The 26,050-nt window shown below is 70.3% G+C and carries 22 protein-coding genes, 1 pseudogene and 1 riboswitch; of the genes and pseudogenes, 5 read left to right on the top strand and 18 right to left on the bottom strand.

Going from position 1 to position 26,050, the window contains the following annotated elements; all coding sequences use genetic code 11:
• Window positions 1-10: 10 nt before the first annotated feature.
• Together AC5WRT_RS09175 and AC5WRT_RS09170 are read right to left on the bottom strand one after the other, a co-directional pair.
• Window positions 11-1,648, bottom strand: coding sequence for a GMC oxidoreductase (locus tag AC5WRT_RS09175; RefSeq protein ID WP_496092456.1), 1,638 nt, complete (start codon window positions 1,646-1,648; stop codon window positions 11-13).
• Between the two features lie 63 nt (window positions 1,649-1,711).
• Entirely contained in the window at window positions 1,712-2,854 is a 1,143-nt protein-coding gene (locus AC5WRT_RS09170) for a glycosyltransferase family 4 protein (RefSeq protein ID WP_496092455.1), read from the bottom strand.
• Between the two features lie 168 nt (window positions 2,855-3,022).
• Between AC5WRT_RS09170 and AC5WRT_RS09165 the strand changes: the two genes are divergently transcribed.
• Complete coding sequence (locus AC5WRT_RS09165; RefSeq protein WP_496092650.1) at window positions 3,023-4,258, top strand: glycosyltransferase 87 family protein; 1,236 nt, start codon at window positions 3,023-3,025, stop codon at window positions 4,256-4,258.
• Here the strand turns inward: AC5WRT_RS09165 and AC5WRT_RS09160 are convergent.
• The 6 genes and pseudogenes from AC5WRT_RS09160 to AC5WRT_RS09135 form a co-directional block, all read right to left on the bottom strand.
• Window positions 4,253-4,842: pseudogene (locus AC5WRT_RS09160) on the bottom strand (MATE family efflux transporter); the annotation flags it as partial. The gene AC5WRT_RS09165 and the pseudogene AC5WRT_RS09160 sit on opposite strands and share 6 nt — an antisense overlap.
• A 403-nt stretch (window positions 4,843-5,245) precedes the next feature.
• Entirely contained in the window at window positions 5,246-6,439 is a 1,194-nt protein-coding gene (locus tag AC5WRT_RS09155) for a hypothetical protein (protein WP_496092454.1), read from the bottom strand.
• 28 nt (window positions 6,440-6,467) lie between these two features.
• Window positions 6,468-7,499, bottom strand: coding sequence for a C40 family peptidase (locus AC5WRT_RS09150; protein ID WP_496092453.1), 1,032 nt, complete (start codon window positions 7,497-7,499; stop codon window positions 6,468-6,470).
• Window positions 7,500-7,793: 294 nt separating this feature from the next.
• Window positions 7,794-8,828 carry a C40 family peptidase gene (locus tag AC5WRT_RS09145; RefSeq protein ID WP_496092452.1) on the bottom strand — a complete coding sequence of 345 codons (1,035 nt, stop codon included), beginning with the start codon at window positions 8,826-8,828 and terminating at the stop codon, window positions 7,794-7,796.
• A 219-nt stretch (window positions 8,829-9,047) separates the two neighbouring features.
• Entirely contained in the window at window positions 9,048-10,391 is a 1,344-nt protein-coding gene (locus AC5WRT_RS09140; RefSeq protein ID WP_496092451.1) for an NYN domain-containing protein, read from the bottom strand.
• Between the two features lie 40 nt (window positions 10,392-10,431).
• The gene (locus AC5WRT_RS09135) at window positions 10,432-10,671 is read right to left on the bottom strand and encodes a hypothetical protein (RefSeq protein ID WP_014672226.1); all 240 of its coding nucleotides are present in this window, start codon (window positions 10,669-10,671) and stop codon (window positions 10,432-10,434) included.
• 165 nt (window positions 10,672-10,836) lie between these two features.
• Between AC5WRT_RS09135 and AC5WRT_RS09130 the strand changes: the two genes are divergently transcribed.
• Complete coding sequence (locus AC5WRT_RS09130; RefSeq protein WP_496092450.1) at window positions 10,837-11,580, top strand: rhomboid family intramembrane serine protease; 744 nt, start codon at window positions 10,837-10,839, stop codon at window positions 11,578-11,580.
• Window positions 11,577-11,858 carry an Lrp/AsnC family transcriptional regulator gene (locus AC5WRT_RS09125; protein WP_496092449.1) on the top strand — a complete coding sequence of 94 codons (282 nt, stop codon included), beginning with the start codon at window positions 11,577-11,579 and terminating at the stop codon, window positions 11,856-11,858. Before AC5WRT_RS09130 ends, AC5WRT_RS09125 begins: the two co-directional genes overlap by 4 nt.
• 35 nt (window positions 11,859-11,893) lie before the next feature.
• Here AC5WRT_RS09125 and AC5WRT_RS09120 read toward each other — a convergent pair whose 3' ends face one another.
• From AC5WRT_RS09120 to ctaE, 6 genes are all read right to left on the bottom strand, one after another.
• A complete protein-coding gene (locus tag AC5WRT_RS09120; RefSeq protein WP_496092448.1) occupies window positions 11,894-13,270 on the bottom strand; it encodes an aminotransferase class V-fold PLP-dependent enzyme in 1,377 nt (458 codons plus the stop codon).
• 157 nt (window positions 13,271-13,427) lie between these two features.
• A riboswitch (SAM riboswitch) is annotated at window positions 13,428-13,544 on the bottom strand.
• 76 nt (window positions 13,545-13,620) lie between these two features.
• Complete coding sequence (gene trpD / locus AC5WRT_RS09115; protein ID WP_496092447.1) at window positions 13,621-14,685, bottom strand: anthranilate phosphoribosyltransferase; 1,065 nt, start codon at window positions 14,683-14,685, stop codon at window positions 13,621-13,623.
• Window positions 14,686-14,811: 126 nt separating this feature from the next.
• The gene (gene qcrB / locus AC5WRT_RS09110) at window positions 14,812-16,449 is read right to left on the bottom strand and encodes a cytochrome bc1 complex cytochrome b subunit (RefSeq protein ID WP_496092446.1); all 1,638 of its coding nucleotides are present in this window, start codon (window positions 16,447-16,449) and stop codon (window positions 14,812-14,814) included.
• A complete protein-coding gene (gene qcrA, locus AC5WRT_RS09105; RefSeq protein WP_496092445.1) occupies window positions 16,446-17,504 on the bottom strand; it encodes a cytochrome bc1 complex Rieske iron-sulfur subunit in 1,059 nt (352 codons plus the stop codon). Before qcrA ends, qcrB begins: the two co-directional genes overlap by 4 nt.
• Window positions 17,501-18,313: a cytochrome bc1 complex diheme cytochrome c subunit gene (gene qcrC, locus AC5WRT_RS09100; RefSeq protein ID WP_496092444.1), complete on the bottom strand. Its 813-nt coding sequence runs from the start codon at window positions 18,311-18,313 to the stop codon at window positions 17,501-17,503. The genes qcrA and qcrC overlap by 4 nt, the downstream gene beginning before the upstream one ends.
• Window positions 18,314-18,376: 63 nt before the next feature.
• On the bottom strand, window positions 18,377-18,997 hold the full coding sequence (gene ctaE, locus AC5WRT_RS09095) for an aa3-type cytochrome oxidase subunit III (protein WP_360149861.1): 621 nt from the start codon (window positions 18,995-18,997) through the stop codon (window positions 18,377-18,379).
• 167 nt (window positions 18,998-19,164) lie between these two features.
• On the opposite strand from ctaE, the gene AC5WRT_RS09090 reads away from it, so the two are divergent.
• Window positions 19,165-19,566, top strand: a complete 402-nt coding sequence (locus tag AC5WRT_RS09090) for a response regulator (protein ID WP_496092443.1) — start codon at window positions 19,165-19,167, stop codon at window positions 19,564-19,566.
• 284 nt (window positions 19,567-19,850) lie between these two features.
• Here AC5WRT_RS09090 and AC5WRT_RS09085 read toward each other — a convergent pair whose 3' ends face one another.
• The 4 genes from AC5WRT_RS09085 to ctaC form a co-directional block, all read right to left on the bottom strand.
• A complete protein-coding gene (locus AC5WRT_RS09085) occupies window positions 19,851-21,110 on the bottom strand; it encodes a L,D-transpeptidase (protein ID WP_496092442.1) in 1,260 nt (419 codons plus the stop codon).
• A 185-nt stretch (window positions 21,111-21,295) separates the two neighbouring features.
• Window positions 21,296-21,694, bottom strand: a complete 399-nt coding sequence (locus tag AC5WRT_RS09080) for a cytochrome c oxidase subunit 4 (protein ID WP_496092441.1) — start codon at window positions 21,692-21,694, stop codon at window positions 21,296-21,298.
• Window positions 21,691-23,424, bottom strand: a complete 1,734-nt coding sequence (ctaD, locus tag AC5WRT_RS09075) for an aa3-type cytochrome oxidase subunit I (RefSeq protein ID WP_496092440.1) — start codon at window positions 23,422-23,424, stop codon at window positions 21,691-21,693. The genes AC5WRT_RS09080 and ctaD overlap by 4 nt, the downstream gene beginning before the upstream one ends.
• Window positions 23,421-24,380, bottom strand: a complete 960-nt coding sequence (gene ctaC, locus AC5WRT_RS09070; protein WP_496092439.1) for an aa3-type cytochrome oxidase subunit II — start codon at window positions 24,378-24,380, stop codon at window positions 23,421-23,423. The genes ctaD and ctaC overlap by 4 nt, the downstream gene beginning before the upstream one ends.
• A 281-nt stretch (window positions 24,381-24,661) precedes the next feature.
• Between ctaC and AC5WRT_RS09065 the strand changes: the two genes are divergently transcribed.
• Window positions 24,662-26,041, top strand: coding sequence for a cysteine desulfurase/sulfurtransferase TusA family protein (locus AC5WRT_RS09065; RefSeq protein WP_496092438.1), 1,380 nt, complete (start codon window positions 24,662-24,664; stop codon window positions 26,039-26,041).
• Window positions 26,042-26,050 lie beyond the last annotated feature (9 nt).

Here is a 26,050-nt window from a genome sequence, read left to right as displayed (position 1 = left end):
TGACGGGCCGTCATGGCGCGGTGTCCTCGGCGAGGACCCGCGCCATCGTGCGTTCGGCGAGCGCGGTGATGGTGACGAAGGGGTTCACGCCGATGTTGCCGGGCACGAGCGAGCCGTCGGTGACGTAGAGCCGGTCGTAGCCCTTCACCCGGCCGTAGTCGTCCGTCGCCCCGCCCAGCACACAGCCGCCCAGCGGGTGGTAGGTGAAGTCGTCGGCGAAGACCTTGCCGGTCGAGCCGAACAGGTCGTAGCGGTAGATGGTCGCGTTGGCCAGGTTGATCCGGTCGAACAGCTTCTTGGCCATGCCCACGGAGACCGCGCTCTGGGCGGCGGTCCAGCCGAGCCTCACCGCGCCGGAGGCGGAGTCGTAGGTGAACGACGCCCGTTCGGGGTTCTTGGTGATGGCCAGGTACAGGCTGATCCAGTGCTCGAAGCCCATGGGCAGCGGGGCGATCTCGGCGAAGACCGGGTTGTCGGCGTTGGCCCAGTCGTCGATGCCCATCACCGGCATGGTGGCCTCGTCGGCGCCGACGGTGTCCCAGACGTGGTTGGCGCGGCCGAGCATGGTGTTGCCGTTGGTGCCCCAGCCCGCGCCCACGGCGGGGTCGAGGTCGGGCAGCGTCCCGGTGTCCCGGGCGCGGACGAGGAGTTCGGTGGTGCCGATGCTGCCGCCGCCGAGGAAGAGGTACGTGCAGCTGTACTGCTTGGTCCCGAGGACCGCGCCGGTGGTGTCGATCCGGTCGGCGGTCAGCACGTAGGAACCGTCACCGGCCCGGCTGACGGACGTCACCTTCTCCAGGGTGTGGAGGGTGACGTTGCCGGTGCCGAGGGCGGCGGCGAGATAGGTCTTGTCGAGGCTGCGCTTGCCGTGGTTGTTGCCGTAGATGACCTCGCCGGCGAGCGCGGACCTCACGGCCGTGCCGGCGGCCTCCTGCCGCATGTAGTCGAAGTCGTAGACGTTCGGCACGAACGTGGTCCTCAGACCGGCGTTGTCCGCGGCCTTCCGGGAGGTGCGGGTGAACCGGTACCACTCGGTGGACTCGAACCACGCCGGGTCGATGGTGTTGACGCCGAGCATGGCGCGCGCACGGGGGTAGTAGGTGCCGTACATCTCCTCGGCGTCCACCGTGGGGAACTGCTCGGTGAAGTACGACCGCAGGGGCGTGACCGCCATGCCGCCGTTGACGAGGGAGCCGCCGCCGACGCCCCTGCCGACGTAGACGGACATGGCGTCGTAGTGCACGCGGTCCAGGACACCGGGGTAGGGACTGATGTCCTTGTTGACCACGTCCAGCCAGAGGAACGTGGCGAGGGGGGCCTCGGTGCGGGTGCGGAACCACATGGAGCGCCTGTCGGGGGCGGAGGTGGAGCAGAAGACCTTGCCGTCGGCGCCGGTGGTGTTCCACAGGCGGCCCATCTCCAGGACGAGGGTGCGGATGCCGGCCCGGCCGAGGCGCAGGGCGGCCACGGCACCGCCGTATCCGGAACCGACGACGATCGCCGGGGCGGATTCGACCGCGGTCGGCTGCGCCGCCCGGGCCGACTGGAGGTTGATGCGGGTGAAACCCAGGGCCGCTGCGGTCTGCAGTGCGGCCGTGCCGAGTATGCGACGTCGTGTCAGCTGACGCCCCATCAGGTTTGTTGTCATGAGCGCAGCATGGGCGGATTATGGGGTTCCGCCAAGGGCTCCGCCCCTACGGACCGGCTACCGCTACAGCAGGTCTTTCAGTTTCTCGGCGAGCAGGTCCCAGCGCCACTTCTCCTCGACCCACTGCCTGCCCCGCTCGCCCATCCTTCGACGCAGACCGGGGTCGGCCAGCAGGGGCACGATGCGGTCGGCCGCCTCCTCGGGTGAGCCTCCCCTGACGACCCAGCCCGTCTCGCCGTCCAGGACGGCGTCCGGTGCGCCGCCCGAGTCGCCCGCCACCACCGGCAGGCCCGTCGCCGACGCCTCCAGGTAGACGATGCCGAGGCCCTCCACGTCCAGGCCGCCGCGCCGGGTCCGGCAGGGCATGGCGAAGACGTCGCCGGCGCCGTAGTGGGCGGGGAGTTCGGACCAGGGAACGGCGCCGGTGAAGCGCACGGAGCCGGCGACGCCGGTCTCGGCCGCCATCCGGCGCAGGTCCCGCTCGTAGGGGCCGCCCCCGACGATGAGCAGGACGGTGTCGGGCTCGGCGGCCAGAATGCGGGGCATGGCCCTGATCAGGGTGTCCTGGCCCTTGCGGGGCACCAGCCGGGAGACGCAGAGCACGACCGGGCGGTCGGTGAGGCCGAGGCGGGCGCGGATCTCGTCGCCGCCTGAGCCCGGGTGGAAGGTCTTCTCGTCCACCCCCGGCGGCAGCTGCACCATGCGGCTCGCCGCCTCGGGCGTGAGCGCGGCGGCGATCCGGGAGCGGGTGTACTCACCCAGATAGGTGATCGTGTCCGTGGATTCACCGATGCGGCGCAGCAACTGCCGGGCGGCGGGCAGCTGGGCCCAGCCGGCCTCGTGGCCGTGGGTGGTGGCCACCAGCCGCTCGGCGCCCGCCTCGCGCAGGGCCGGGGCCATGAGGCCGAGCGGCGCGGCGGCGCCGAACCAGACCGAGGTGCACCCGTGTGCGCGCAGCAGCCCGGCCGCCCGCCGGGTCGCCCGCGGGGTGGGCAGCAGTATGGTCGTACGGTCCCGTACGACGGTGAAGGGCTGCTCGGCGTCGAAAGCCGCGGTGGCTTCGGCGCCCTCCCGGCCGCGCCTCCAGGTGGAGGCGTAGACGACCAGCCGGCCGGGGTCCAGGCGGAGGGCCATGTTGTGCAGGAAGGCCTGGATGCCGCCCGGCCGGGGCGGGAAGTCGTTGGTGACGATCAGGGTCTTGTGCATCGCCGCCGACCCTACCGAACGGGCCGGGTCCGGCCGGGCCCGAGCGGGCAGTACCGGGTGCGGCACGGCCGAGTCTGTGGCATGCCCACAGCCGGGCACGACATCATGGTCCCGCGAGGCGGCGCCGAAGCGACCATCGGCACGGGAATCGGACGGCAGGGGGAACACGTGGAGACCAAAGGCGCCGGGCGGTCCCTGGCATGGCTGCTCGCGGCCTGGGCCGTGACCCGGACCATGCTGCTGCTGTTCGTCTTCCGGGTGTTCGCCTTCTCGGACCTGGACGTCACCTCCGACGTGTCGGTGACCTACCGGGGCTGGTACGAGGTGCTGCGGCACGGAACGTTTCCGCTGGACGACGTCACCTGGCAGTACCCGCCGGCCGCCGCCCTGCCGATCCTCTCCCCCGCCGCACTGCCCTTCCTGTCGTACGAGCACGCCTTCTTCCTGCTGGCCTTCCTCGCCGACGCGGTCGTCCTGGCGCTGCTGCTGTACGCGAACCGGGGCCCCGGCCGCTCACCTCGCGGCCTGTGGGTGTGGGTGGCGGGCGTGCCGCTGCTCGGCCCGACGGTGTACGCCCGCTACGACGTGATGGTCACCGCGGTGGCCGTGGCGGCGCTGCTCGCCGGGGCCCGGCATCCGCGGGTGATGGGCGCGCTGACGGCGTTCGGTGCACTGCTGAAGGTGTGGCCGGCGCTGCTGCTGGCCGGCGTCGTGCGGCGGCGGGCGTGGTGGTCGGCGGCGGTGACCGCGTCCGGTCTCGCCGCCCTGTTCTCGGTGTCCATGCCGGGCGCCTTCGCCTTCCTGACCTTCCAGCGGGACCGGGGCACCGAGGTGGAGTCGCTGGGCGCCCTGGTCCTCCATGTGGCCCGGCACTTCGGCTGGCAGGGCCAGGTGCTGCTGAACTACGGGTCGATCGAGTTCGTCGGCCCGTACGTGCAGCAGGTCAGCGCGGCGGCGCTGGCGCTGACCGTTGTCGTGTTCGGCTGGCTGCTGCTGTGGCGGCTGCGCGCGACCCGCAGGGCGCCGCACACGCTCGCGGAGGCGGCCTTCACGGCGGTCCTGCTGTTCACGGTCACCAGCCGGGTGATCAGCCCGCAGTACATGGTGTGGCTCGTCGGCCTGGCCGCGGTGTGTGTGTCGTACCGGGCGAGCCGGATGGGCGCGCCCGCGATGATGGTGGTGGCCGCGTCCTTCGTGACGGTCCTGGAGTTCCCGCTCGGTTTCGGCCATGTGGTGGTCAGCGACCGGTACGGGGTGCTGCTGCTGGTGCTGCGCAACGGCCTGCTGGTCGCGGCCTCCGTCACGGCGGCCCGCCGGCTGTGGCGCTCGACCGTCACCCCCGCCCCCACCGCACCCCTGCCGCCCGAGCAGGCCCGGTCCCACCGGGCCCCCGTCTCCCCCTGACCCGGCGCCCATCGCGAGCGCCAGTGCCAGGCAGGCGCCGGGCAGGCCGAGGCCGCCGAGGGCATCGGCCAGGACCAGCTGGACGGCCGTGCCCAGCAGGGTGACCCGCAGCCGCACCGGTGCCCCGCCTCCGCCCCCGAAGACCCCGCCGAGCGCGATGAGGCAGGCCGTCGGCAGCAGATGGGGACCGACGCAGCGCAGGACCAGCGCGCCCTGGCGGGCGACCTCGGGCCGGGCGCCGAACGCGGCCGTGATCCAGGGGCCGTCGCGGCGAACAGGGCGGAGGCGGCCAGGTCCAGGGTCCCGGAGACGAGCACCGCCTGCCGGCCGATGTCCCGCCGCGCGTCCGCGCCGGCGCCCCGGTTGTGCGCGGTGTGGATCGCGGCGGCCTGCCGGACGGCGTAGAAGCCCATGGTGGCCAGGTACATGACCTTGTAGGCGATGGCGCAGGCGGCCACCGCCGCCACCCCGAGCCGGGCCCCGATCGCCACCAGCACCAGGACCCCGCTCCGGCGCACGGTGAAGTCGGCGGACATGGTCAGGCCGGTGGTGAGGGTGCGGCGCAGGGCGGCGGGCACCGGCACGGCGGGCGGTGCCTCGGCGGGCGTGCGCAGCGAGGACGGCGCGAGCGCCGACCCGCGCCGGGTGCTGTCCCTGACGGCCGAGGGCCGGCGGGAGCTGCTCGCGCGCCCGAGCAGGCGGAGATCACCGACCGTGTCCGCTTCAACACACTCCTGGCCTTCCTGCGGCACCTGGACGACCCCGCCGCCCGGGCCTCGGTGCTGCGCCGCCGGCTGGACTTCCTCCAGGCCCCCGAGCTTCTTCTACGGCAGGGTGAGCCGGTGCGCGCGGAGGAGGCCGGGGACCTGTTCCGCGAGGGCATGCTCCGGGTCGCCCTGGCCACCGGGAAGGCGGAACGGGCCTGGCTGAAGGAGGCCGTCGAGACGCTGGAGAAGTCCGACCGACCGTTCGGTCACGGGGCGTTGTTCACTCGGTCGGGGTCAGCTGGTCCCGCACGTACTCCCGCCACTGCTCGGTGAACGCCCCGGTCGTGGTCCCCAGCACCCTCTTCAGCCCGTCCTCGACCGCCCCCGCCCGCTTCGGACGGGCACCGACGGCGCGGTAGAAGGCGTCGAGCCGGGCCGTGCCCCAGCGTTCGGCGATCATCCGGCAGGCCAGCCAGCCGCCCTCGTAGGCCTGCGCGAGCTCGGCCGGGTCGGTGGTGAAACCGAAGTCCTGGTCGGTGGGCAGGGCGGTGGGCGCACGGCCGTCCTGCACGGCCCGCGTGAGTTCCGGCGCCGCCTCGGTCGGGGTGCGGCCGGTGCCGAGATAGCCGATCCAGTCCGCGAAGCCCTCGGAGAGCCACAGCGGGGTCGCCGCGGTGGTCTGCGCGCGGGTGGCCACATGGGTGGTCTCGTGGGTGAGCACCACCTGCTTGCCGAGGTCGCCGAGGATGGCGTACGCCTCCGGGTTGACGACCACCCGGTCCGCCGGAGCCCGACCCGAGCCGCCCGCCTCCCCGGTGGTGACGGCGGCGATGCCCCGGTAGTTGGCGGCGGGCGAGCCGAGCAGCCCGGCCATGCCGTCGAGGGAACGCGGGACGAGGACGACGACATGGCGGGCCCAGCCGGTGCCCCACACCCGGGAGACGGCCGGGACCGCACGGTCGGCCAGCCGCGCGTAGCCGCGCAGGTCGGTGATCGTCCGCCCGGTGCCCAGCACCAGGCTGTGCGCGCCCCTGACGGCGGTCACCGCGCCCTGGTCCCACAACTGCTGGCCGGCGTCCCGGGCGGGCCGGTCGGCGGTGACGTACCAGTTCCCGCCGGCGGTGCGGCCGAGGGTCAGGGTGCGGCGGGCGTCGACCGGGGCCCTGTCGTACCCGGCTACGCGGTAGCCGAGGTCGGCGTCGGCGGTGGCGCCGGAACCGGTGCGGTGCACGTCGGTGACCCGGTAGCTCCAGGAGGCCAGCGGCAGGGCGCGCAGCCGGGTGTACTCAGTGCGGGTGCCCGTCGCCCCGTACGCCGCCTCGTCGTGGTGCAGCAGGGCGGCGGAGCGCCGGTCGAGCAGGTGCTGCACCTCGGTGCGGGTGGAGTCGGCCGGGGTGCCGCCGCAGCCCGCCAGCGGCAGCAGCAGAGCGAGCCCCACGGCCCCGATGCTCCACGCCCGCCTGCCACCAGCCACTGCCCGATCGTAACGGCGAGCGGCCGGATCAGGGCCGGGTGACCGAGGAGATCGGCATCATGCCGACAGGGTCGTAGCGCACCGCCGCTCCCGGATACGGGGCGTGGATGACCCGGCCGTCGCCCACGTACATGGCCACGTGGCTGGCGTCGGAGCGGTAGACCACGAGGTCGCCGGGGCGGATCCGGGACAACGGGACCCGCCGGCCGGCGAAGCGCTGCTCCTGCGAGGTGCGCGGCAGCTGGATCCCGGCGTGCGCGTACGACCACTGCATCAGGCCCGAGCAGTCGAAGCCGGAGGGGCCGCTCGCGCCCCACACGTACGGCCGGCCGAGGGCGGAGCGGGCGGCGGCCACCGCGGCGGCGGCGCGGGCGTCGGGGGCGACGACGCCGCCGGCCAGGTCGGACAGCTCGGACAGATCTGCGCGGCCGGAGTCGTCGGAGCGCGAGGCCCGGCCGAGTTCGGCGCGTGCGGCGGGCGAGAGCGTGTCGAGCAGCCGCCGGGCCCGGGCGAGCTTCTCCTCCACGGTCCGCTTGTGCGCGGCCACGGCCTTGCGGCTGTTCTCCAACTCGACGAGCTTCCCGGCCGCCTGTGCCCGCTCCTGGGCCAGTTCCCGCAACGCGGACCGCAACTCCCCGAGTTGACCGGCCTGTTGTGCAGTGATGCGGTCGAGGGTGGCGGCCTTGTCGAGGTAGTCGTCCGGGTCGTCGGAGAAGAGCAGCGCGACGGCCGGGTCGATGCCGCCGGCCCGGTACTGGGCGCCGGCCAGCGCACCGAGCCGCTCGCGCAGGGTGTTGATGCGCTGCTGCTGCCGGGCCATGCGGTCCTGGGCGCTCCGCACCTCGCGGCGCAGCACCCCGGCGCGCTCCTGGGCCCTGTCGAAGGCCTGGGTCGCCTGCTCGGCCTCCTGGTAGAGGCGGTCCACCTCGGCACGGGTGTCGCCGTGCGGGGCCGCGTGCGCCGGTACGGCACCGAGCGCGGCGGTCGCGGCCGACAGAACACACAGGGCGGCGGCGCCCCGGTCGAATCCGGAGGAGGCAAGACGGCGATGAGACCCCACGGCAGTCCTTCTGCTGGCGGACGTAAGACCGTTTCCCCGGCGCCTGGGGACGGGGAGACCCCGGCGCCGGGGAAACGCGGCAGACAGTAGCCGTGCGCGGGGGCGCCGACCAACGGCCGGGACGGCGACGCACAGTGACGCCCCGCCGCTGACGCAGGTCATCGGCGGGGCGGGGAGTCAGTTGCGGTCCGCGGGATTCGCCCGTTCGGGCGCCGTCCTGTCGGCGTTCCGGCCGCGTGTATGGGTAGCCGAGGGGGTTTCGCGGGAGGATCCGGCCGGGGCGCGCGGAGTGGGTCAGACGCGGACGCCGAACTGGAACGGCATGTCGGACATCGCCTCGTAGCGGACGACGGCACCGGTGTGCGGGGCGTGCAGCACCTGGCCGTTGCCGGCGTACAGGCCGACGTGGTGGATGTCGCCGTAGAAGAACACCAGGTCGCCGACCTTGAGCTGGCTCTGGTCGTAGATCCGGGTGCCGATGGTGGCCTGCGCCTCGGAGGTGCGCGGTATGGAGACGCCGGCCTGGGCGTAGGCCCAGGAGGTCAGCCCCGAGCAGTCGAAGGAGGACGGGCCGGAGGCGCCGTAGACGTACGGCGAGCCGAGCTTGCTCTGGGCGGCCGCGAAGGCCGCGGCGGCGCGGCCGGAGGCCGGCGGGGCGTCGCCGAGGTTCACGCGCTCGCTGGAGGAGCGGTCGGCGCGCGCCTGCTGGTCGGCCAGCTCCTGCTTCTCCTTGGCCGTCAGGGTGTTGAGGAGCTTCTGTGCCTCGGCGAGCTTGCCCTGGACTTCCTTCTTCTTCTCCTCCAGCTGGGTGCGGGTGGAGGAGAGGTCCTTGAGTTTCTCGGTGGCCTCGGCCCGCTCCTGGGCCAGTTCGCGCTGTTTGTCCTGGATCTTCTTCAGGGCGTCGACCTGCTGCGCGCTCAACTGGTCGAGCGTGGAGGCCTTGTCGAGGAAGTCGTCCGGGTTGGAGGACAGGAAGAGCTGGACCGAGGGGTCGATGCCGCCCGAGCGGTACTGTGCGGTGGCCAGCGAACCCAGGCCGTCGCGCAGCTTGTTGAGGTCCTGCTGACCGCGGGCGACGTTGTCCTGGATGGTGGAGATCTCCTTCTGCAGCTTCTGCTGCTTCTCCTTCGCCCCGTTGAACTTCTCGGTGGCCTGCTCGGCCTCCTGGTAGAGCTTGTCGACCTTGGCCTTGACCTGGTCCTTGGTGAGCTTCTGGCTCGGCGCGGCGTTGGCGGCGTTCGCGCTCAGGACGACGGCGGCGGCGGCTGCGGTGGTCAGCACGGTCACGCGGGCGCGACTCTGCTGCTTGGGTCGACGATGGGACGCCACGGAGGACGAACTCCTTCTTGTGAGTGAGTGAGTGATCACCCGTTCGGAGGTTCGAGCCCAGACCCTAGTGACCCACTTGTGATCAGTTCAAATCCTCACACCAGAAAATCGCATCACACAATGCATTCTTTGCACACAACTCACGAGCAGTGATGCGCGATTGACACTAGGTGGCGTGAAGATCACGCCAATTACGACATTGCACATGTCGTCGGATCTTCAGGACAGTCGCTTGAGAAGCACCGCAGACGCGACAGGGCGGGCGCCCGCCCCGGCGACGCCGTCGGCCACCTCCCGGTCGGTGGAGGCGACGATGACCGGACGGCCCGGCGGCTCGGCGCGCACCAGCTGGCGAATCAGCTCGTCGGCCGTCACGCCCGGCTTGGAGAACAGCACCCGCACCCCGCGCGGCGGCGCGAGCAGCACCGGGGCGGCCAGTTCGGCGCCGTCGAAGACGCACGTCACCTCGGCGCCGGTCTGCGCGGCGAGCGCGGAGAGCTGGCCGAGCAGCCTGAGCCGCTGCTTCTCCAGCGGCATCTGCGGATAGCCCGTCTTGGTGACGTTGTAGCCGTCGACCACCAGATGTGCCTGCGGCAGCGCGAGCAGCTGGTCGAGAATCGCCGGATCGTGCTCCGACAGCGCGCGTGCCGCGATGTCCTTCGGTGTCATACGGCCCGGCTCGACCGCGTCCACGGTCTCGGCGGGGCGCACGGACACCGGCGGCAGGGCGAGTTCGCGCCGCAGGCCCTGGGTGGCGTCCAGCAGGGTGTCGAGCAGCAGCCGTACCCGCATGTCCTCCACACTGCGGCCCTCCCGGGCCGCCCGGCGGGTGGCCTCCAGCGCGGCCTCGGCCTCGCCGAGCCGGGCCCTGAGCCGGCGGGCCTCGCTCTCGGCGGCCGACACCTGGGTGTGCGCCTCGGCGCGTACGGCGTCCATCCCTCCCTGGGCCTTGCGCAGGGCGGCCTCGCCGCGCTTGACGTCGCTGAGGGCGGCCCGGAGCTTACGGTGAAGCGATTCCGCCTCCTTTCGCGCCGAGTCCAGCTCCGCGCGCAGCCGCTCGGTCTCGGCGCGGCCGTGCTCGCGGGCCTGGGCCAGCTCGGCGCGCAGCCGCTCCAGTTCGGCCCGGCTCTCCTCGTCGGCGCGCTCGGCGTCCGCGCGCTGGGCCTCCTCACCGGCCGCGGTGACCAGCTTCACCCAGCCTGCCGGGCGCAGGACGTAGGCCGCGGCCGCCACGTCGAGCGGGTCCGCGGCCGGGGGCGGTGAGCCTGAGTCGAGGGCGCCGGTCAGTTCCGGCTGCGCCTCTCTGAGCTTCTCCCCGATCCGCTGCCGGAACAGCGCATCGGTCTCCAGCGCCGCCGCCATCGCGTTCCCGGCGAACTTCGCCCGGCGAGTGGGGGTGAAGCGGGCGTACTGCCTCAGCTGGGCGGGCAGCTCCGACAGGGTCAGGCTGCCGAAACCGTCCGAGACGATCTGCACGACCCGGCGGCGCACGCCCTCGGGCAGCGGACGGTCAAGCACCTCGGCGGTGCCGTCGCCCGGCCCCCCGCCTGTGGTCTCCACCATCCGTCACACCCCACTACTCCGCCGCCCGGCACCGCTCCGCTCAGGAGCCGGCACCCGGCCTGTCCACGAGTTCCACCTGATCCACCGCGTTGCACCAGCGGCAGCGCACCGACTCGATGGTCTCACTGACCACCTCGCGCTCCTCCACGGTCGGCTCCCCGGCCAGATCGAGGTGGACGTACTCGACGACCTTGGACGAACGCGTCACGTCGAACCGGGTGAGGTTGCCGCACAGGGTGCAGCGCCATCGGGTCGTCGCGGTCGGCAGGGGAACCGTCATCGTCGCTGTCCGCTTCCTTCTCGTGATCGCTCGTGCTGGACACACGCGCCATGGGCCGACACGTGTGGCGGTAACCCTACGGCCTGGCGGCGACTCGCCGCTGATCCGTCCACGGCGGCGAGGCGGTCTGTCAGCTTGCATCCCGTTACGTCATGCTCTGTATTCATGATCAGCCAGTGGAGTACGGCGGCCGGCAGGGCCCTGCGAGCGGTCCGGAGCACCTCGGCTCCCATGACGTACGGCCTCATCGCCCTGTGCTGTCTGCTCTTCGTCCTGGGCCCGGCCTCCGGACTCAGCCCCGGGTACGGCACCGGGGACGCCCTGCTCGCCGCACAGCGGACGTACTTCGCGCGCTGGGGCGTGGTGCCTGCCGAGCTGTTCGCCAGGCCGGTGCGCGAGGCCCTGACCCCGGCCACGGCCCTGTTCGTGCACGGGAACTGGGTGCATCTGCTCGGCAACATGCTCTTCCTCTTCGTCTTCGGCGTGATGACCGAGGAACGGATGGGCCGGGTCGAGTTCTCCCTGTTCTACCTCGGCTGCGGCTACCTGGCCCTGCTGGGCTACGCGGCCGCCAACGCCGCCTCCGAGCAGTCGCTGGTCGGCGCCTCCGGGGCGATCTCGGCGGTCCTCGGAGCGTTCCTCTACCTGTTCCCCCGTGCCCGTGTCACCAGTCTCCTGCCGTTCCTGTTCTTCCTGCCGATCCGCTTCCCGGCGTGGGTCGTGCTGCCGTTCTGGGCGGCCCTGCAGTGGGCGGCGGCAGGGCGCGCGTCCGACGGCCCGGGGGTGGCCTATCTGGCCCACCTGGTCGGCTTCGGCCTCGGCTTCGGCTACGCGTGGGTGCGCTACGGCCGTGGGACTAGAGTGAAGGCCACCCCTGCTCAGGCCCTCGAGGGAGAGAACCAGCCGTGATCACCGCGATCGTTCTGATCAAGACCAGTGTGGACCGGATCCCCGAGATCGCGGAGGAGATCGCCGCGCTGGAGAGCGTCAGCGAGGTCTTCTCGGTCACCGGCACGTACGACCTGATCGCCATGGTCCGGGTCCGCCGGCACGACGACCTGGCCGAGGTCATCCCGGGCCGGATCAGCAAGATCCCCGGGGTCGAGGGCACGGACACGCATGTCGCGTTCCGGACGTACTCCCAGCACGACCTGGAGGCCGCCTTCTCGATCGGCCTGGACAACTGATCGTCCCAAGACCGCCCCGGCCCGCGGGGCGCTGATCACACCGCCGGGACGCAGCGGCCGTCCTCCGTGCGGTACGTCCACTTCGCGCCCTCGGACACCAGTTCCTTCACCGCGGCGACGAAGCGGTCCACGTGCTCGTCGGGCGTGCCGGCGCCGAAGCTGACGCGGATGGCGTTGAGGGACTTCTCGCCCGGCGCGGACTCGGGGGCACCGCATGCGCCCTGGGTCTGCGGGTCGCTGCCGAGGAGGGTGCGGACCAGGGGGTGGGCGCAGAAGAGGCCGTCGCGGACGCCGATGCCGTACTCGGCGGAGAGCGCCGCGGCGAAATGGGAGCTGTTCCAGCCCTCGACGACGAAGGAGATGACGCCGACGCGCGGGGCGTCGGCGCCGAAGAGGGAAAGGATCTTCACCTGCGGCACCTCGGCCAGGCCCTCACGGACCCTGGCGACCAGATGCTGTTCGCGTGCGACCAGGTTCTCCCAGCCGGCCTCGGTGAGGGCCTTGCAGGCCGACGCGATGGAGTAGGCGCCGATGACGTTCGGGGAGCCCGCCTCGTGCCGGGCGGCGCTGTCGTGCCACTCCACGTCCACGCCACCGTCCCGACGCCGGGTCACCTTGCGGCTGGCGCCGCCGCCCGCGAGGTACGGCTCGGCCGCGCGCAGCCAGTCGGCGCGGCCGGCCAGGACGCCGGAGCCGAAGGGGGCGTACAGCTTGTGGCCGGAGAAGGCGACCCAGTCGACGTCCAGGTCGCGGACGTTCACCGGGTGGTGCGGGGCCAGCTGGGCGGCGTCGAGGACGATCCGGGCGCCGTGCGCGTGGGCGACGGCGGCCAGTTCACGCACCGGCCACAGCTCGCCGGTGACGTTGGAGGCGCCGGTGACGCAGACCAGGGCCGGGCCGTACCCCCCTTCACCGGACACAGGGCGGTCGGCGAGGGCACGCTCCAGGGTCGTGACGGCGTGCTGCGGGGTGCGCGGGGCGTCGAGGTAGGTCACCCGCGCGTCCTGCCAGGGCAGCAGGGAGGCGTGGTGCTCGGTCTCGAAGACGAAGACCTGGCAGCCGGCGGGGAGCGTGCGGGCCAGCAGGTTCAGGGAGTCGGTGGTCGAGCGGGTGAAGATCACCTGGTCGTCGGCGCGGCAGCCGAGGAACTCGGCGACGGTCCTGCGGGCGTTCTCGAACAGGTCGGTGGAGAGCTGCGAGAGGTAGCCGGCACCGCGGTGGACACTGCCGTAGTACGGCACGTAGGCGGCAACGTCGTCCCATACGCGCTGCAGGGCGGGGGCGCTGGCCGCGTAGTCGAGGGCCGCGTAGGTGACCTCGCCGCCGGTGACCAGCGGGACGGTGACATCCCTACCCAGAACGGGCAGCAGGGTACAAACGGACTGGTCGACGGCAGCGGTGAAGACAGACATGGGTGAACTCCCGTGAGACATACGCCCGAGGGCGCAGGAAGAAGAGAAGAAGGGTGTGCGGAGGCGGGGCTCGGCGGCCCTATCGCATTCGCTTGCTCACGGAAGGCTCCCTCGATGACCAGGACCCCTGGTCCCGCGCTCTCAGCAGCGCGCGAGGGGTCCGCGCTTGCCGTAGACCTCTCTGCCTACGGCCTGGTCCTCACCCGGGGCACCCCGCCACGGACGGAGGGTTGCCGGACAGCCGGCCGGGGCCGAATGGCTGTCACTCATGACCTGGTACGGGAACCTAAGGGAAAAGATCGTCGTCCCGCAACCCGTGTCCGGATCGCGGGACGACCGTCGGCGGCGGGTCAGGCGTTGCTGGCCGCCACCCAGCGCTCCAGCGTTCGCTTCGCCGCGCCCGAGTCGATGGATTCGGCGGCCTCGGCCATACCGGCCCGCAGCTGGTCGGTGAGCGGCGCGTCCGTCGGGTGCAGGGCCACGAGGGCCGCCGCCGAGTTCAGCAGCACCGCGTCCCGTACGGCGCCCCGCTCACCGTCGAGCACGCGCCGGGCGACCTCCGCGTTGTACGACGCGTCCGCTCCCCGCAGGGCCTCCACGGGGACGAGGTCGAGGCCGGCGTCCCTCGGGTCGAAGGACTCCTCGGTGACCTTCCCGTCCCGGACCACCCAGACCCGTGAGGTGCCGGTCGTGGTCAGCTCGTCCAGGCCGTCGTCGCCGCGGAAGACCAGGGAGGAGTTGCCGCGCTCGGCGAGGACCCCGGCCACGATGGGCGCCATCCGGAGATCGGCCACGCCGACGGCCTGCGCCCGCACCTTCGCCGGGTTGGTCAGCGGGCCGAGGACGTTGAAGGTGGTGCGGATGCCCAACTGGCCTCGGGCGGCAGCCACATGACGCAGCGCCGGGTGGAACCTCACCGCGAAGCAGAAGGTGATCCCGGCCTCCTCGGCGACCTGCGGGACCCGCTCCAGCGGAAGGTTCAGATTGACGCCCAGCTTCTCCAGCACGTCCGACGCGCCCGACGCCGAGGACGCGGCCCGGTTGCCGTGCTTGACGACCTTGGCGCCGGTGCCGGCGACGACGATCGAGGACATCGTGGAGATGTTCACCGTCTTCGCGCCGTCACCGCCGGTGCCGACGATGTCGACGGTCTCCCCCGGCACCTCGATCACGTTCGCGTGGTCGTACATCGCGCGCACGAGCCCGGTGATCTCCTCCACCGTCTCGCCCTTGGCCCGCAGCGCGACGGCGAACCCCGCGATCTGCGCGTCCGTCGCCTCGCCGCGCATGATCCGGTCCATCGCCCAGGCCGTGGCGTCCGCGCTCTGGTCGCGGCCCTCCAGCAGGGCGTTCAGTACCTCGGGCCAGGAACGGCCCGCCGCGGTGTCGCCTCCAGCGGGGGTCACAGCGCTCATAAGCCGCTCCTGGGTGTCGTACACGAAATCAGTGGTTGATTCCCACCCTATCCACCCCCGGACACCGCGAAGGGCCCCGTCCGTAACCCGGACGGGGCCCTTCGGCGTGGCGTGGCGACGTGGGGATCAGTGGTGGCCGTGGCCGCTCGTGATCTCCTTGTACTCCTCGACGGTCGGCTTCGGGATCTGGTTGTCCTCGCCGTAGTAGGCGTTGGAGAGCTTCACCCGCAGCTTCTCGCCGGCACCCACCTTGCGCTCGACACCGTTCTCGTCGACCGTCGGGCCGATCTCGGCCGGCTGGTACTGCTCGTGCGCGGTGAGGGTGTGCAGCTGCTCCTGGCTGAGCGGCTCGTGCACCTCGATGAACTCACCGTGCGGCAGCCGCTTGATGATGCCGGTCTCGCGGCCGTGCAGCACCTTGTCGCGGTCGCGTCGCTGCAGACCCAGGCAGATCCGCTTGGTGACGAGGAACGCGATGACCGGGCCGACGAAGAAGCCGATCCGGACGAACCAGGTCACGGCGTTGATCGACAGGTGGAAATGGGTGGCCCACAGGTCGTTGCCACCGCCGACCAGCAGCAGCAGGTACAGCGTCATCCACGCGACACCGAGGCCGGTACGGGTCGGGGCGTTGCGCGGGCGGTCCAGGATGTGGTGCTCGCGCTTGTCGCCGGTGACCCAGGACTCGATGAACGGGTAGACCGCGATCGCCGCCAGGACCAGCGGGAAGATCATCAGCGGGATGAACACGCCCAGGACGAGGGTGTGACCCGCGAAGTTGATCTCCCAGCCCGGCATGAAGCGGATCAGGCCCTCGGAGAAGCCCATGTACCAGTCGGGCTGGGCGCCCGTGGACACCTGGTCCGGACGGTAGGGGCCCATGGCCCAGATCGGGTTGATCTGGGTGACTGCCGAGATGGCCGCGATGACGCCGAAGACCAGGAAGAAGAAGCCTCCGGCCTTGGCCATGTAGACCGGCAGCAGCGGCATGCCGACGACGTTGTTGTTGGCCTTGCCCGGACCCGCGAACTGCGTGTGCTTGTGGTAGAAGACCAGGATCAGGTGGCCCACCATCAGGCCGAGCATGATGCCCGGCAGCAGCAGGATGTGGATCGAGTAGAACCGCGCGACGAAGTCGTGGCCGGGGAACTGACCGCCGAAGAGGAAGAACGACAGGTACGTGCCGACGATCGGCACGGACAGGAGCGCGCCCTCCATGAAGCGGACACCGGTGCCGGAGAGCAGGTCGTCCGGCAGCGAGTAACCGGTGAAGCCGGTGAACATGCCGAGGACGAACAGCAGGAAGCCGAACAGCCAGTTGATCTCACGCGGCTTGCGGAACGCGCCGGTGAAGAACACGCGCATCATGTGCACGAACATGCCGGCGAGGAAGATCAGCGCGGCCCAGTGGTGGATCTGCCGGATCAGCAGACCACCGCGCACGTCGAAGGAGATGTGCAGGGTCGAGTTGAACGCCTCGGACATCAGCTGTCCCTGGAGCGGGACGTACGAGCCGTGGTACTCCACCTCGTTCATCGACGGGTGGAAGAACAGCGTCAGATAGACACCCGTCAGGATGATGATGATGAAGCTGTACATGCACACTTCGCCCAACATGAACGACCAGTGGTCGGGGAAGATCTTGCGCATGTTGGCCTTGGCCAGGGAGTAGATCCCGAGCCGGCCGTCGGCCCAGTCGGCGATCCGCTCGCCGGCCGGTGCCTTCCCGCGAGAGCGGGGTGCGTCGTTCGATGCAGTACTCATCCGCGCTCCCAGAATGCAGGACCGACGGGCTCCTCGAAGTCGCCGAGCGCCTGGAGGTAACCCTCACTGTCCACACCGATGCGCAGCTGCGGCAGGGCGTGGCCGGCGGGGCCGAAGATCACTCGGGCACCGTCGGAGAGGTCGAAGGTGGACTGGTGGCACGGGCACAGCACGTGGTGCGTCTGCTGCTCGTACAGGGAGATCGGGCAGCCGACGTGGGTGCAGATCTTCGAGAAGGCGACGATGCCCTCGTGCGACCAGTCGAGCTCGCGCTTGTCCTTGATGTTGTCCGGCTGGAGCCGGACGATCATCAGGGCGGCCTTGGCGATCTCCGTCTGGAAGTCCTCGTCCGTCTCCTGGAGCCCGTCGGGCTTGGCGAAGGTGAGGGAGCCGACGGCGACGTCCTCGGGACGCAGCGGCTGACCCGTGTTCATGTTGACGAGGCGCTTGCCCTTGGCCCACAGCGTGTGACGCAGCGAGGTGCCGGGCAGCGGGCCGAGATCGCGCAGCAGCATGACGCCGGAGAGCGGCACCAGCGCCAGCGCACCGAACATCGTGTTGCGGATCAGCTTGCGACGGCCGAGCGCCGACTCCTTGGCGCCCTGCTTGAAGTCCGCGTGGACCTTCGCGCGGACCTCGGGGGCGGCCTCGATCGGGTGCCGCTCGTCGGCGACCTCGACGTCGGACATCAGGGTGCGGGCCCAGTGGACCGCGCCCGCGCCGATGCAGAACAGCGCCGCGCCCAGGGTGAGGCCCAGCGCGAAGTTCAGCGCGCTGACGTGCCCGATCGGGAACACGAAGATGTTCTTGTCGTGCGGGATCGTCACGTACGAGGCGATGAAGCCGAGGGTGGCCAGCATCGACACCGTGAACAGCAGGGCGACCGCGCGCTCGGACCGCTTGGCGGCCCGCTCGTCGATGTCCTGGATGCGGTGCTCGTGAGGCGGCAGCCCCGGGTCCGCGAACGGGTTCTCCTCGTCCGCGATCCCTACCGCGCCGTGCGCGTGGTCCTGCTCAGCGGGCAGGTTCTCTTCTGGAATGTCTTGGCTACTCATGACTTCTTGGCCTTTGCGGTCCGAGCGGCGACCCAGACGGCGACGGCGATCAGCGCGCCGAGGCCGAAGATCCAGGCGAACAGACCCTCACTGACCGGCCCGAGGCCGCCCAGCTCCAGACCGCCGGGGTTCGTCGTCTCGCTGCTGTCGACCGCGTGCAGGTACGCGATGATGTCCTTCTTGTTCTTCGAGGACAGCGTGGTGTCGGGGAAGGACGGCATGTTCTGCGGGCCGGTCTGCATGGCCTCGTAGATGTGCTTCGGGTCGACACCCTCCAGCGAGGGCGCGAACTTGCCCTCGCTGAGGGCACCGCCCTTGCCGGTGAAGTTGTGGCACTGCGCGCAGTTGGTGCGGAACAGTTCGCCGCCCTTGGCGATGTCCGCACCGGCCGGACCGTACTGGTCCTTGGTGGGGATGCTCGGGCCGGCGCCCAGCGAGGCGACGTACGCGGCGAGCTGGTCGATCTGCGTCTGGTTGTAGACGACCTTCTTGCGCGGGACCTGGGCACCCTGCGAGGTGGCCGCGGGCATACGGCCGGTGCCGACCTGGAAGTCCACGGCCGCGGCGCCCACGCCGACCAGGCTCGGCCCGTCGGAGGAGCCCTGGCCACCGGTGCCGTGGCAGCTGGCGCAGCCGACCTCGTAGAGCTTCTTGCCCTCCTGGATGGTCAGGGACTGGGCGGAATCATCGGCCTGCGCCTTGCCCGCGGGTGCGAACGCGGCGTACAGCCCCCCAGTGGCCGCCAGCGCGAGGAGTAGGACGACGACCGCCGCCAGCGGATGGCGTCGTCGTGCGGAGAGCTTTTTCACGGATTACCCCGGTGTCAGGATCTTCTGCGTCGGTGCTTCTGGATGTGCGGGAACCGGTCCCGGCTACTTGATCAGGTAGATCGTGGCGAAAAGGCCGATCCAGACCACATCGACGAAGTGCCAGTAGTAGGACACGACGATGGCGGCGGTCGCCTGCTCGTGGGTGAACCTCTTGGCCATGTAGGTGCGTCCGAGGACCAGCAGGAAGGCGATGAGACCGCCTGTCACGTGCAGGCCGTGGAAGCCGGTGGTCAGGTAGAACACCGAGCCGTACGGGTCGGAGGAGAGCGAGATGCCCTCGTCCCTCACCAGGCTCGTGTACTCGTAGATCTGACCGCCGATGAAGATCGCACCCATGATGAAGGTGAGGATGAACCACCCGCGGAGCTTCTTCACGTCACCGCGTTCGGCAGCGAACACGCCGAGCTGGCAGGTGAGCGAGGAGAGCACCAGGATCGTGGTGTTCGTCGCGGAGAAGGGCACATTGAGCGCGGAGGCCATGTGCTTCCAGTGCGCCGGACCCGTCACCGACCGCAGGGTGAAGTACATCGCGAAGAGGGCCGCGAAGAACATCAGCTCGGAACTCAGCCAGATGATGGTTCCGACGCTGGTGAGGTTCGGCCGATTGACCGACGGGTGCGCGTGCCCGGTTTCTACTGTCGTTGCTGTCGCCACGACCGACATTATGTCGGTCGCTTATCCCGCCCTCACTCCGGGGGGTGCCGTTCGGAGTGTTGCTCCCCGCCGAACCGGTGTTGACGTGGTGTTCATGGGGACTTCCACGGGAGTAAGCTCCGCCCCGAACGGCCCTGTCCGTCCCGTCCGTACGACGCCGACGTCCCGGAGGAACAATGCAGCCGACCGCCACGGTGCTGGTCTACAGCGACGACTCCAACACCCGCGAGCAAGTACGGCTGGCCACCGGCCGCAGGCCCGCTCCCGACGTGCCCCTCGTCGAGTTCGTCGAGTGCGCCACGCCCGGCGCGGTGCTGCGCGAGCTGGACAAGGGCGGCATCGACGTCTGCGTGCTGGACGGCGAGGCGGTACCGATGGGCGGTATGGGGGTGTGCCGGCAGATCAAGGACGAGGTTTTCAACTGCCCGCCGGTGCTGCTGCTGATGGGGCGTCCGCAGGACGCTTGGCTCGCGACGTGGAGCCGGGCCGACGCCGCTGTGACGCTTCCGGCGGATCCCGTGGAGTTCTCTTCCGCCCTGGCTTCACTGCTCCGTCAGAAGCGGCTGGTGGGCGCCTAGGGCGTGTTTCGAAAGTGGCGTCGTCCGCCCGGAGGGCGGGGTCCGCGGCGTCTGGTGCGGTGCATCGCAAGGCGGAGGGTCGTCCTCGTACCGGGCGTACGTGGACGATCCCGACAACGCGGCGAGGTGCCGTGCCAGGCGTCGCGGACCAGACGGGACTTTCGAAACACGCCCTAGCGGACGGGGCCGCCCTGGGCGTGCGCGAGGGCGAGCCGGTGGTTCCCCTTCGCGCACACGCGGCGGCAGCCGCACATCGGCACCGCCCCGCGCCCCTTCGGGGCCGCTCAGAACGCCGTCGGCTGCAGGCGTACCGTGTCCACGTCCGACGGCGCGGTCGACTTCGTGTTGGTCAGGGCGCTGCCCTGGGTCCATTTCTTCCAGTCGACGTTCCAGTCGCCGAAGCCGTTGCCGAAGTCCTCCATCTGATGACCGTGGGAGTTGACGACCCGGACGATGTCGCCGGCGTGGATGTTGTCGAAGAACCACGCGGCGTTTGCGGTGCTCATACCGGTGCAGCCGTGGCTGACGTTCGCGTAGCCCTGTGAGCCCACCGACCAGGGCGCGGCGTGGACGTACTCACCGGACCAGGTCACCCGTGCGGCGTAGTAGACGTTCAGGTCGTAGGAGTCGGAACTGCTGGCGGAGATGCCGATCGTGGTGCCGCGCATCCGCACGACGTAGGCCTTCTCCAGGACGACCTTGATGCCGTTGCGGGTGTCGTAGCCGGGCTTGCCGGTGGTGACGGGGATCCGTCTGATCGCCTGGCCGTCCTTGTAGAACGTCAGCTGGTGGGCCGCGGCGTCGGTGACGGCCTCGATCCGGTCGCCGATGGTGATCTTGACCGGCTTGGACGGGCCGCCCCACAGCCGGTCGCCGATCTTGATGCCGTCCAGGTTGCTGTGCGCCGTGACGGTGGTGCCGGTGGGCCAGTAGTCCTTGGGCCGGTAGTGGAGCTCCTTGTCGCTCACCCAGTACCAGGAGCCCTGCACGGCCGGCACGGAGTCCACCTTCAGGGCGCGTTCCACGACGGCGCGCTGCGCCTTGTCCTTGACCGCCTGGTCCAGTTGGGCGGTGATGGGCTCGCCCACGCCGTACTGGCCCGACTTGGGACCGAAGGTGACGGTCAGGCGCTTCCTGCTGGTGGGCCTGCTGGTGTCGAAGGCGAAGACCTTGCGCCCGGGCGCGCCGTCGTCGTCCTCGGTGCTCACCGTGAGCGTGTAGTGGGCGTTGGCGGCCAGCGGGGCGGTGCTGTGCCATCTACTGCCGTCGGCGTCGAGTTCGCCCGGCACATGGCGCCCTGCGGAGTCCTGGACGGTGACGTCGGTGATGCGGTCGTCGCCGTCGGCGGTGACCTCCAGGGGCTTGTCCGGGTCGGCCTTTTTCCCTGCCTCGGTCGGACCGTTGAACGAGATCACGTCCGCCGCGTCGTACGGCTTGGCCGCCAGGGGGTTGCCGTCCGGACCGCAGGCGGTGACGCCCATGCCGAGCGCGGTCACCAGCAGGGTGCAACTGACGACGGTGCGGGTCCGCGGAGTGTGGTTCATGCGATCACGCTATGAGGCGATGACCCCATCGGCGCGGCAGGTGACCCGTACGGGGGATCGACACTGCTGCAAACGAACGACACACCGGCCCCGCCTGCCCCGAAACACCACCACCACCTGTGTAAAAGCCGGGAGCCCGGGCCCTCCTGACAGAGGGCCCGGGCTCCCGGTCGGTGCGCTCGGTGCTACTGGGTGCGGTTCTCACCGTGGTAGTACTCGAACACCCAGCCGAACAGGCCGACCGCGATGAACGGAGCGGAGAAGTAGATCAGCCACCAGCCGACCGCGATGCTGAGGAAGGCGATCGCACCGCCGAAGCCCAGCAGCAGCGGCTGCCAGCTGTGCGGGCTGAAGAAGCCCAGCTCGCCCGCGTCGTCCGCGACGTCGGCCTCCTTGTCGTCCTGGGCGCCCGCGTCGACCCGCCGGGCCGTGAAGCCCAGGTAGAAGCCGATCATCACGCTCAGACCGAAGGCCAGGAAGAGCGCCGTGGTGCCGGCCGGCTCCTTCGACCACACGCCATACACGATGGCCATGATCAGGAGGAAGAAGCTCAGCCAGATGAACATCCGGCCCTGGATCTTCACTTGCCGGCCTCCTTGCTGCCCGCGATGGCGCTGCCGTGACCGGCGTGCTCGAGCTGCTCGAGCGCGGCGATCTCGGGGTGGTGCAGGTCGAACGCCGGGGATTCACTGCGGATCCGCGGCAGGGTGAGGAAGTTGTGCCGCGGCGGCGGGCAGGAGGTCGCCCACTCCAGGGAGCGGCCGTAGCCCCACGGGTCGTCCACGCCGACCGGCTTGCCGTACTTGGCGGTCTTCCAGACGTTGTAGAGGAACGGCAGGATCGACAGTCCGAGCAGGAAGGAGCTGATGGTCGAGACCGTGTTCAGGGCGGTGAAGCCGTCGGCGGCCAGGTAGTCGGCGTACCGGCGCGGCATGCCCTCCACGCCCAGCCAGTGCTGGACCAGGAAGGTGCCGTGGAAGCCGACGAACAGCGTCCAGAAGGTGATCTTGCCGAGGCGCTCGTCCAGCATCTTGCCGGTCATCTTCGGCCACCAGAAGTGGAAGCCGGAGAACATGGCGAAGACGACCGTGCCGAAGACCACGTAGTGGAAGTGGGCCACCACGAAGTACGAGTCGGAGACGTGGAAGTCCATCGGCGGCGAGGCCAGGATGACACCGGTCAGACCACCGAACGTGAAGGTGATCAGGAAGCCGACGGCCCAGAGCATCGGTGTCTCGAAGGACAGCGAGCCCTTCCACATGGTGCCGATCCAGTTGAAGAACTTCACACCGGTCGGTACCGCGATCAGGAAGGTCATGAAGGAGAAGAACGGCAGCAGCACACCACCGGTGACGTACATGTGGTGGGCCCACACGGTCACGGACAGACCGGCGATGGAGATGGTTGCGGCGATCAGGCCCATGTAGCCGAACATCGGCTTGCGGGAGAACACCGGGATCACTTCGGAGATGATGCCGAAGAACGGCAGCGCGATGATGTACACCTCTGGATGACCGAAGAACCAGAAGAGGTGCTGCCACAGCAGGGCTCCGCCGTTGGTGGCGTCGAAGACGTGTGCGCCGAACTTGCGGTCCGCCTCCAGCGCGAACAGCGCGGCCGCGAGGACCGGGAAGGCCAGCAGGACCAGCACGGCGGTCAGCAGCACGTTCCACACGAAGATCGGCATGCGGAACATGGTCATGCCCGGAGCGCGCATGCAGATGATCGTGGTGATGAAGTTGACCGCGCCGAGGATGGTACCGAAGCCGGACAAGGCCAGACCCATGATCCACATGTCGGCGCCGACACCCGGGCTGCGGACCGCGTCCGACAGTGGGGAGTAGGCGAACCATCCGAAGTCGGCCGCACCCTGCGGGGTGAGGAAGCCGCCCACCGCGATGGTCGAGCCGAACAGGTACAGCCAGTAGGCGAACATGTTCAGCCGCGGGAACGCCACGTCGGGCGCGCCGATCTGCAGCGGCATGATCCAGTTGGTGAAGCCGGCGAACAGCGGCGTCGCGAACATCAGCAGCATGATCGTGCCGTGCATCGTGAACGCCTGGTTGAACTGCTCGTTCGACATGATCTGCAGGCCCGGCCGGGCCAGCTCGGCGCGCATGAGCAGCGCCATCACGCCACCGATCAGGAAGAACGCGAACGACGTAACGAGGTACATCGTCCCGATCGTCTTGTGGTCGGTGGTCGTCAGCCACTTCACCACGACATTGCCGGGTTGCTTCCGCCTGACCGGCATCTCGTCCGCGTACGAGCCTTCAGCTGCCGCGGCACCCTGGGGTTCGTTGAGGATGCTCACAGGTTGTTCGTCTCCCGGTTCTTCTCGTGGCTCGTCTGCGCGATGCCGGCGGGAATGTAACCGGTCTGCCCCTTCTTGGCGAGGTCCTGGAGATGCTTCTGGTAAGCCGCCGGGGAGACGACCTTCACGTTGAACAGCATCCGGGAGTGGTCGACACCGCAGAGTTCAGCACACTTGCCGAGGAAGGTGCCCTCATGGTTGGGGGTCACCTGGAACGCGTTGGCGTGGCCCGGGATCACGTCCATCTTCATCAGGAACGGCACCACCCAGAAGGAGTGGATGACGTCACGGGAGGTGAGGACGAAGCGGACCGTCTTGCCCTTGGGGAGCCAGAGCGTCGGACCGGGGTTGCCCGTCTGCGGGTTCCGCGTGGCGGGCGTACCGACGTCGTAGACACCGCCGGCGTTCGCCGGGAAGTCCTTCTTGAACCGGTCCGGAATGGCGTCCAGGTTCTTGTCGGTCTTGGCGTCGCCGGTCACACCGGAGACGGGGGTGATGTAGTTGAAGCCCCAGCTCCACTGGAAGCCGACCACGTTGACCGTGACGTCGGGCTTCTTGGAGGTGTCGAGGAGCTTCGACTCGTCCCGGGCCGTGAAGTAGAAGAGCACCGAGATGATGATGATCGGGACCACCGTGTACAGGGCCTCGATCGGCATGTTGTACCGGGTCTGCGGAGGTACCTCGACCTTGGTGCGGCTGCGCCGGTGGAACATGGCGCTCCACAGGATCAGGCCCCACACCAGCACGCCGACGGCGAGCGCGGCAGCCCAGGAGCCCTGCCACAGGGAGAGGATCCGCGGAGCCTCTTCCGTGGTCGGGGTGGGCATGCCAAGGCGGGGGAAGTCCTTGTATGTGCAACCGGTTGCGGTCGCCAGGACCAGGCCCGCGGTCAGTGCCTGCAGCAGCTTCCGCCGCATCGGGCGCCGCGGCGAGCGGTCGGAGCCGTTGGGACTCACGTAGCGCCTTCCCGAGAGTCTCGCCCGCGCGGTCGGCTGCGGCCTTCTCGCTGGTCGGTCGCCGCCCTGCGTCGGGCAGGGGTTTGGATGTTTATGCGGACCAAACCCTAGCCGACGCCTTCCAGGGGTTCGCGGGGAGGGGTGCCTACTGGCTCGGGTGGTTCGCTTGATTGGCGGCTGCGGGCCCGTCGTGGCTGGTCGCGCCCTACGGCGGAGCCGCTGACGTGGACGTCACGCGCCCCTCGGGGACGCTGTCCCGGCCGGCGGTCTAGCGTTGCCGTATGGCCTACTTCGATGCTGCTTCCGCCGCTCCCCTCCATCCTGTGGCACGTCAGGCGTTGTTGGCCTCTTTGGATGAGGGGTGGGCCGATCCTGCACGGCTGTACCGGGAGGGACGCAAGGCCCGGATGCTGCTGGACGCCGCCCGGGAGGCAGCTGCCGAGGTGGTGGGGTGCCGGGCCGACGAGGTGGTGTTCACCTCCTCCGGGACGCGGGCCGTCCACACGGGCGTCGCGGGGGCGTTGGCCGGGCGGCGACGGGTGGGACACCACCTGATCGTGTCAGCGGTCGAACATTCCTCCGTACTCCATTCGGCTGAGGTGTTCGAGGCGGACGGGGGGACGGTGACCCGGGTGCCGGTGAACCGGGCCGGGGCCGTGGATCCGTCGGGCTACGCGGCCGCGCTGCGCGAGGACACCGCACTCGCCGTGCTCCAGTCGGCCAACCACGAGGTGGGCACCGTGCAGCCGGTGGCCGAGGTGGCCGAGGTGTGCCGGGCGGCCGGGGTGCCGCTGCTGGTGGACGCGGCGCAGTCGCTGGGGTGGGGGCCCGTCGAGGGCGACTGGTCGCTGCTGACGGCCAGCGCACACAAATGGGGCGGGCCGTCGGGGGTCGGGCTGCTCGCCGTGCGCAAGGGGGTGCGGTTCGCCGCCCAAGGGCCCGTCGACGAGCGGGAGTCGGGACGGGCACCGGGGTTCGAGAACATCCCCGCGATCGTGGCCGCCGTGGCCTCCCTGCGGGCGGTGCACGCCGAGGCGGCCCAGGAGGCGGTGCGGCTGCGGGAGCTGACGGAGCGGATCCGGACCCGGGTGCCGGGGCTGGTGCCGGACGTCGAGGTCGTCGGGGACCCCGAGCGCCGGCTGCCCGGCATCGTCACCTTCTCCTGCCTCTACGTCGACGGCGAGGCGCTGCTGCACGAGTTGGACCGGGAGGGCTTCTCCGTCTCCTCCGGCTCCTCCTGCACGAGCAGCACGCTGACGCCCAGCCATGTGCTGAGGGCGATGGGCGTGCTGAGCGAGGGGAACGTACGGGTTTCCCTGCCGGCGGGAGCGGCCGAGGAGGACGTGGAGCGGTTCCTCGAGGTGCTGCCGGGCGCGGTCGCGGGAGTCCGGGAGAAGCTGGGCGCGCCGGCCGCGGCGGCCGCTCAGGAAGACGCCGGGGAAGTGCTCGTCGACTCCCTGGGCAAGCGATGCCCCATCCCCGTCATCGAACTGGCCAAGGTGTTCGGACAGGTGCCGCTCGGAGGAACCGTACGAGTCCTCTCCGACGACGAGGCGGCCCGCCTGGACATCCCGGCGTGGTGCGAGATGCGGGGCCAGGAGTACGTCGGAGAGGAACCGGCGGAGCGGGGTGCGGCGTATGTCGTACGCCGGGTCGGCTGAGCGCCTGAA

It is taken from the genome of Streptomyces sp. NTD91, from assembly GCF_059510455.1.
The sequence above is the reverse complement of the archived record's forward strand: the minus strand, read 5'-3'. Positions and strand labels throughout refer to the sequence as shown.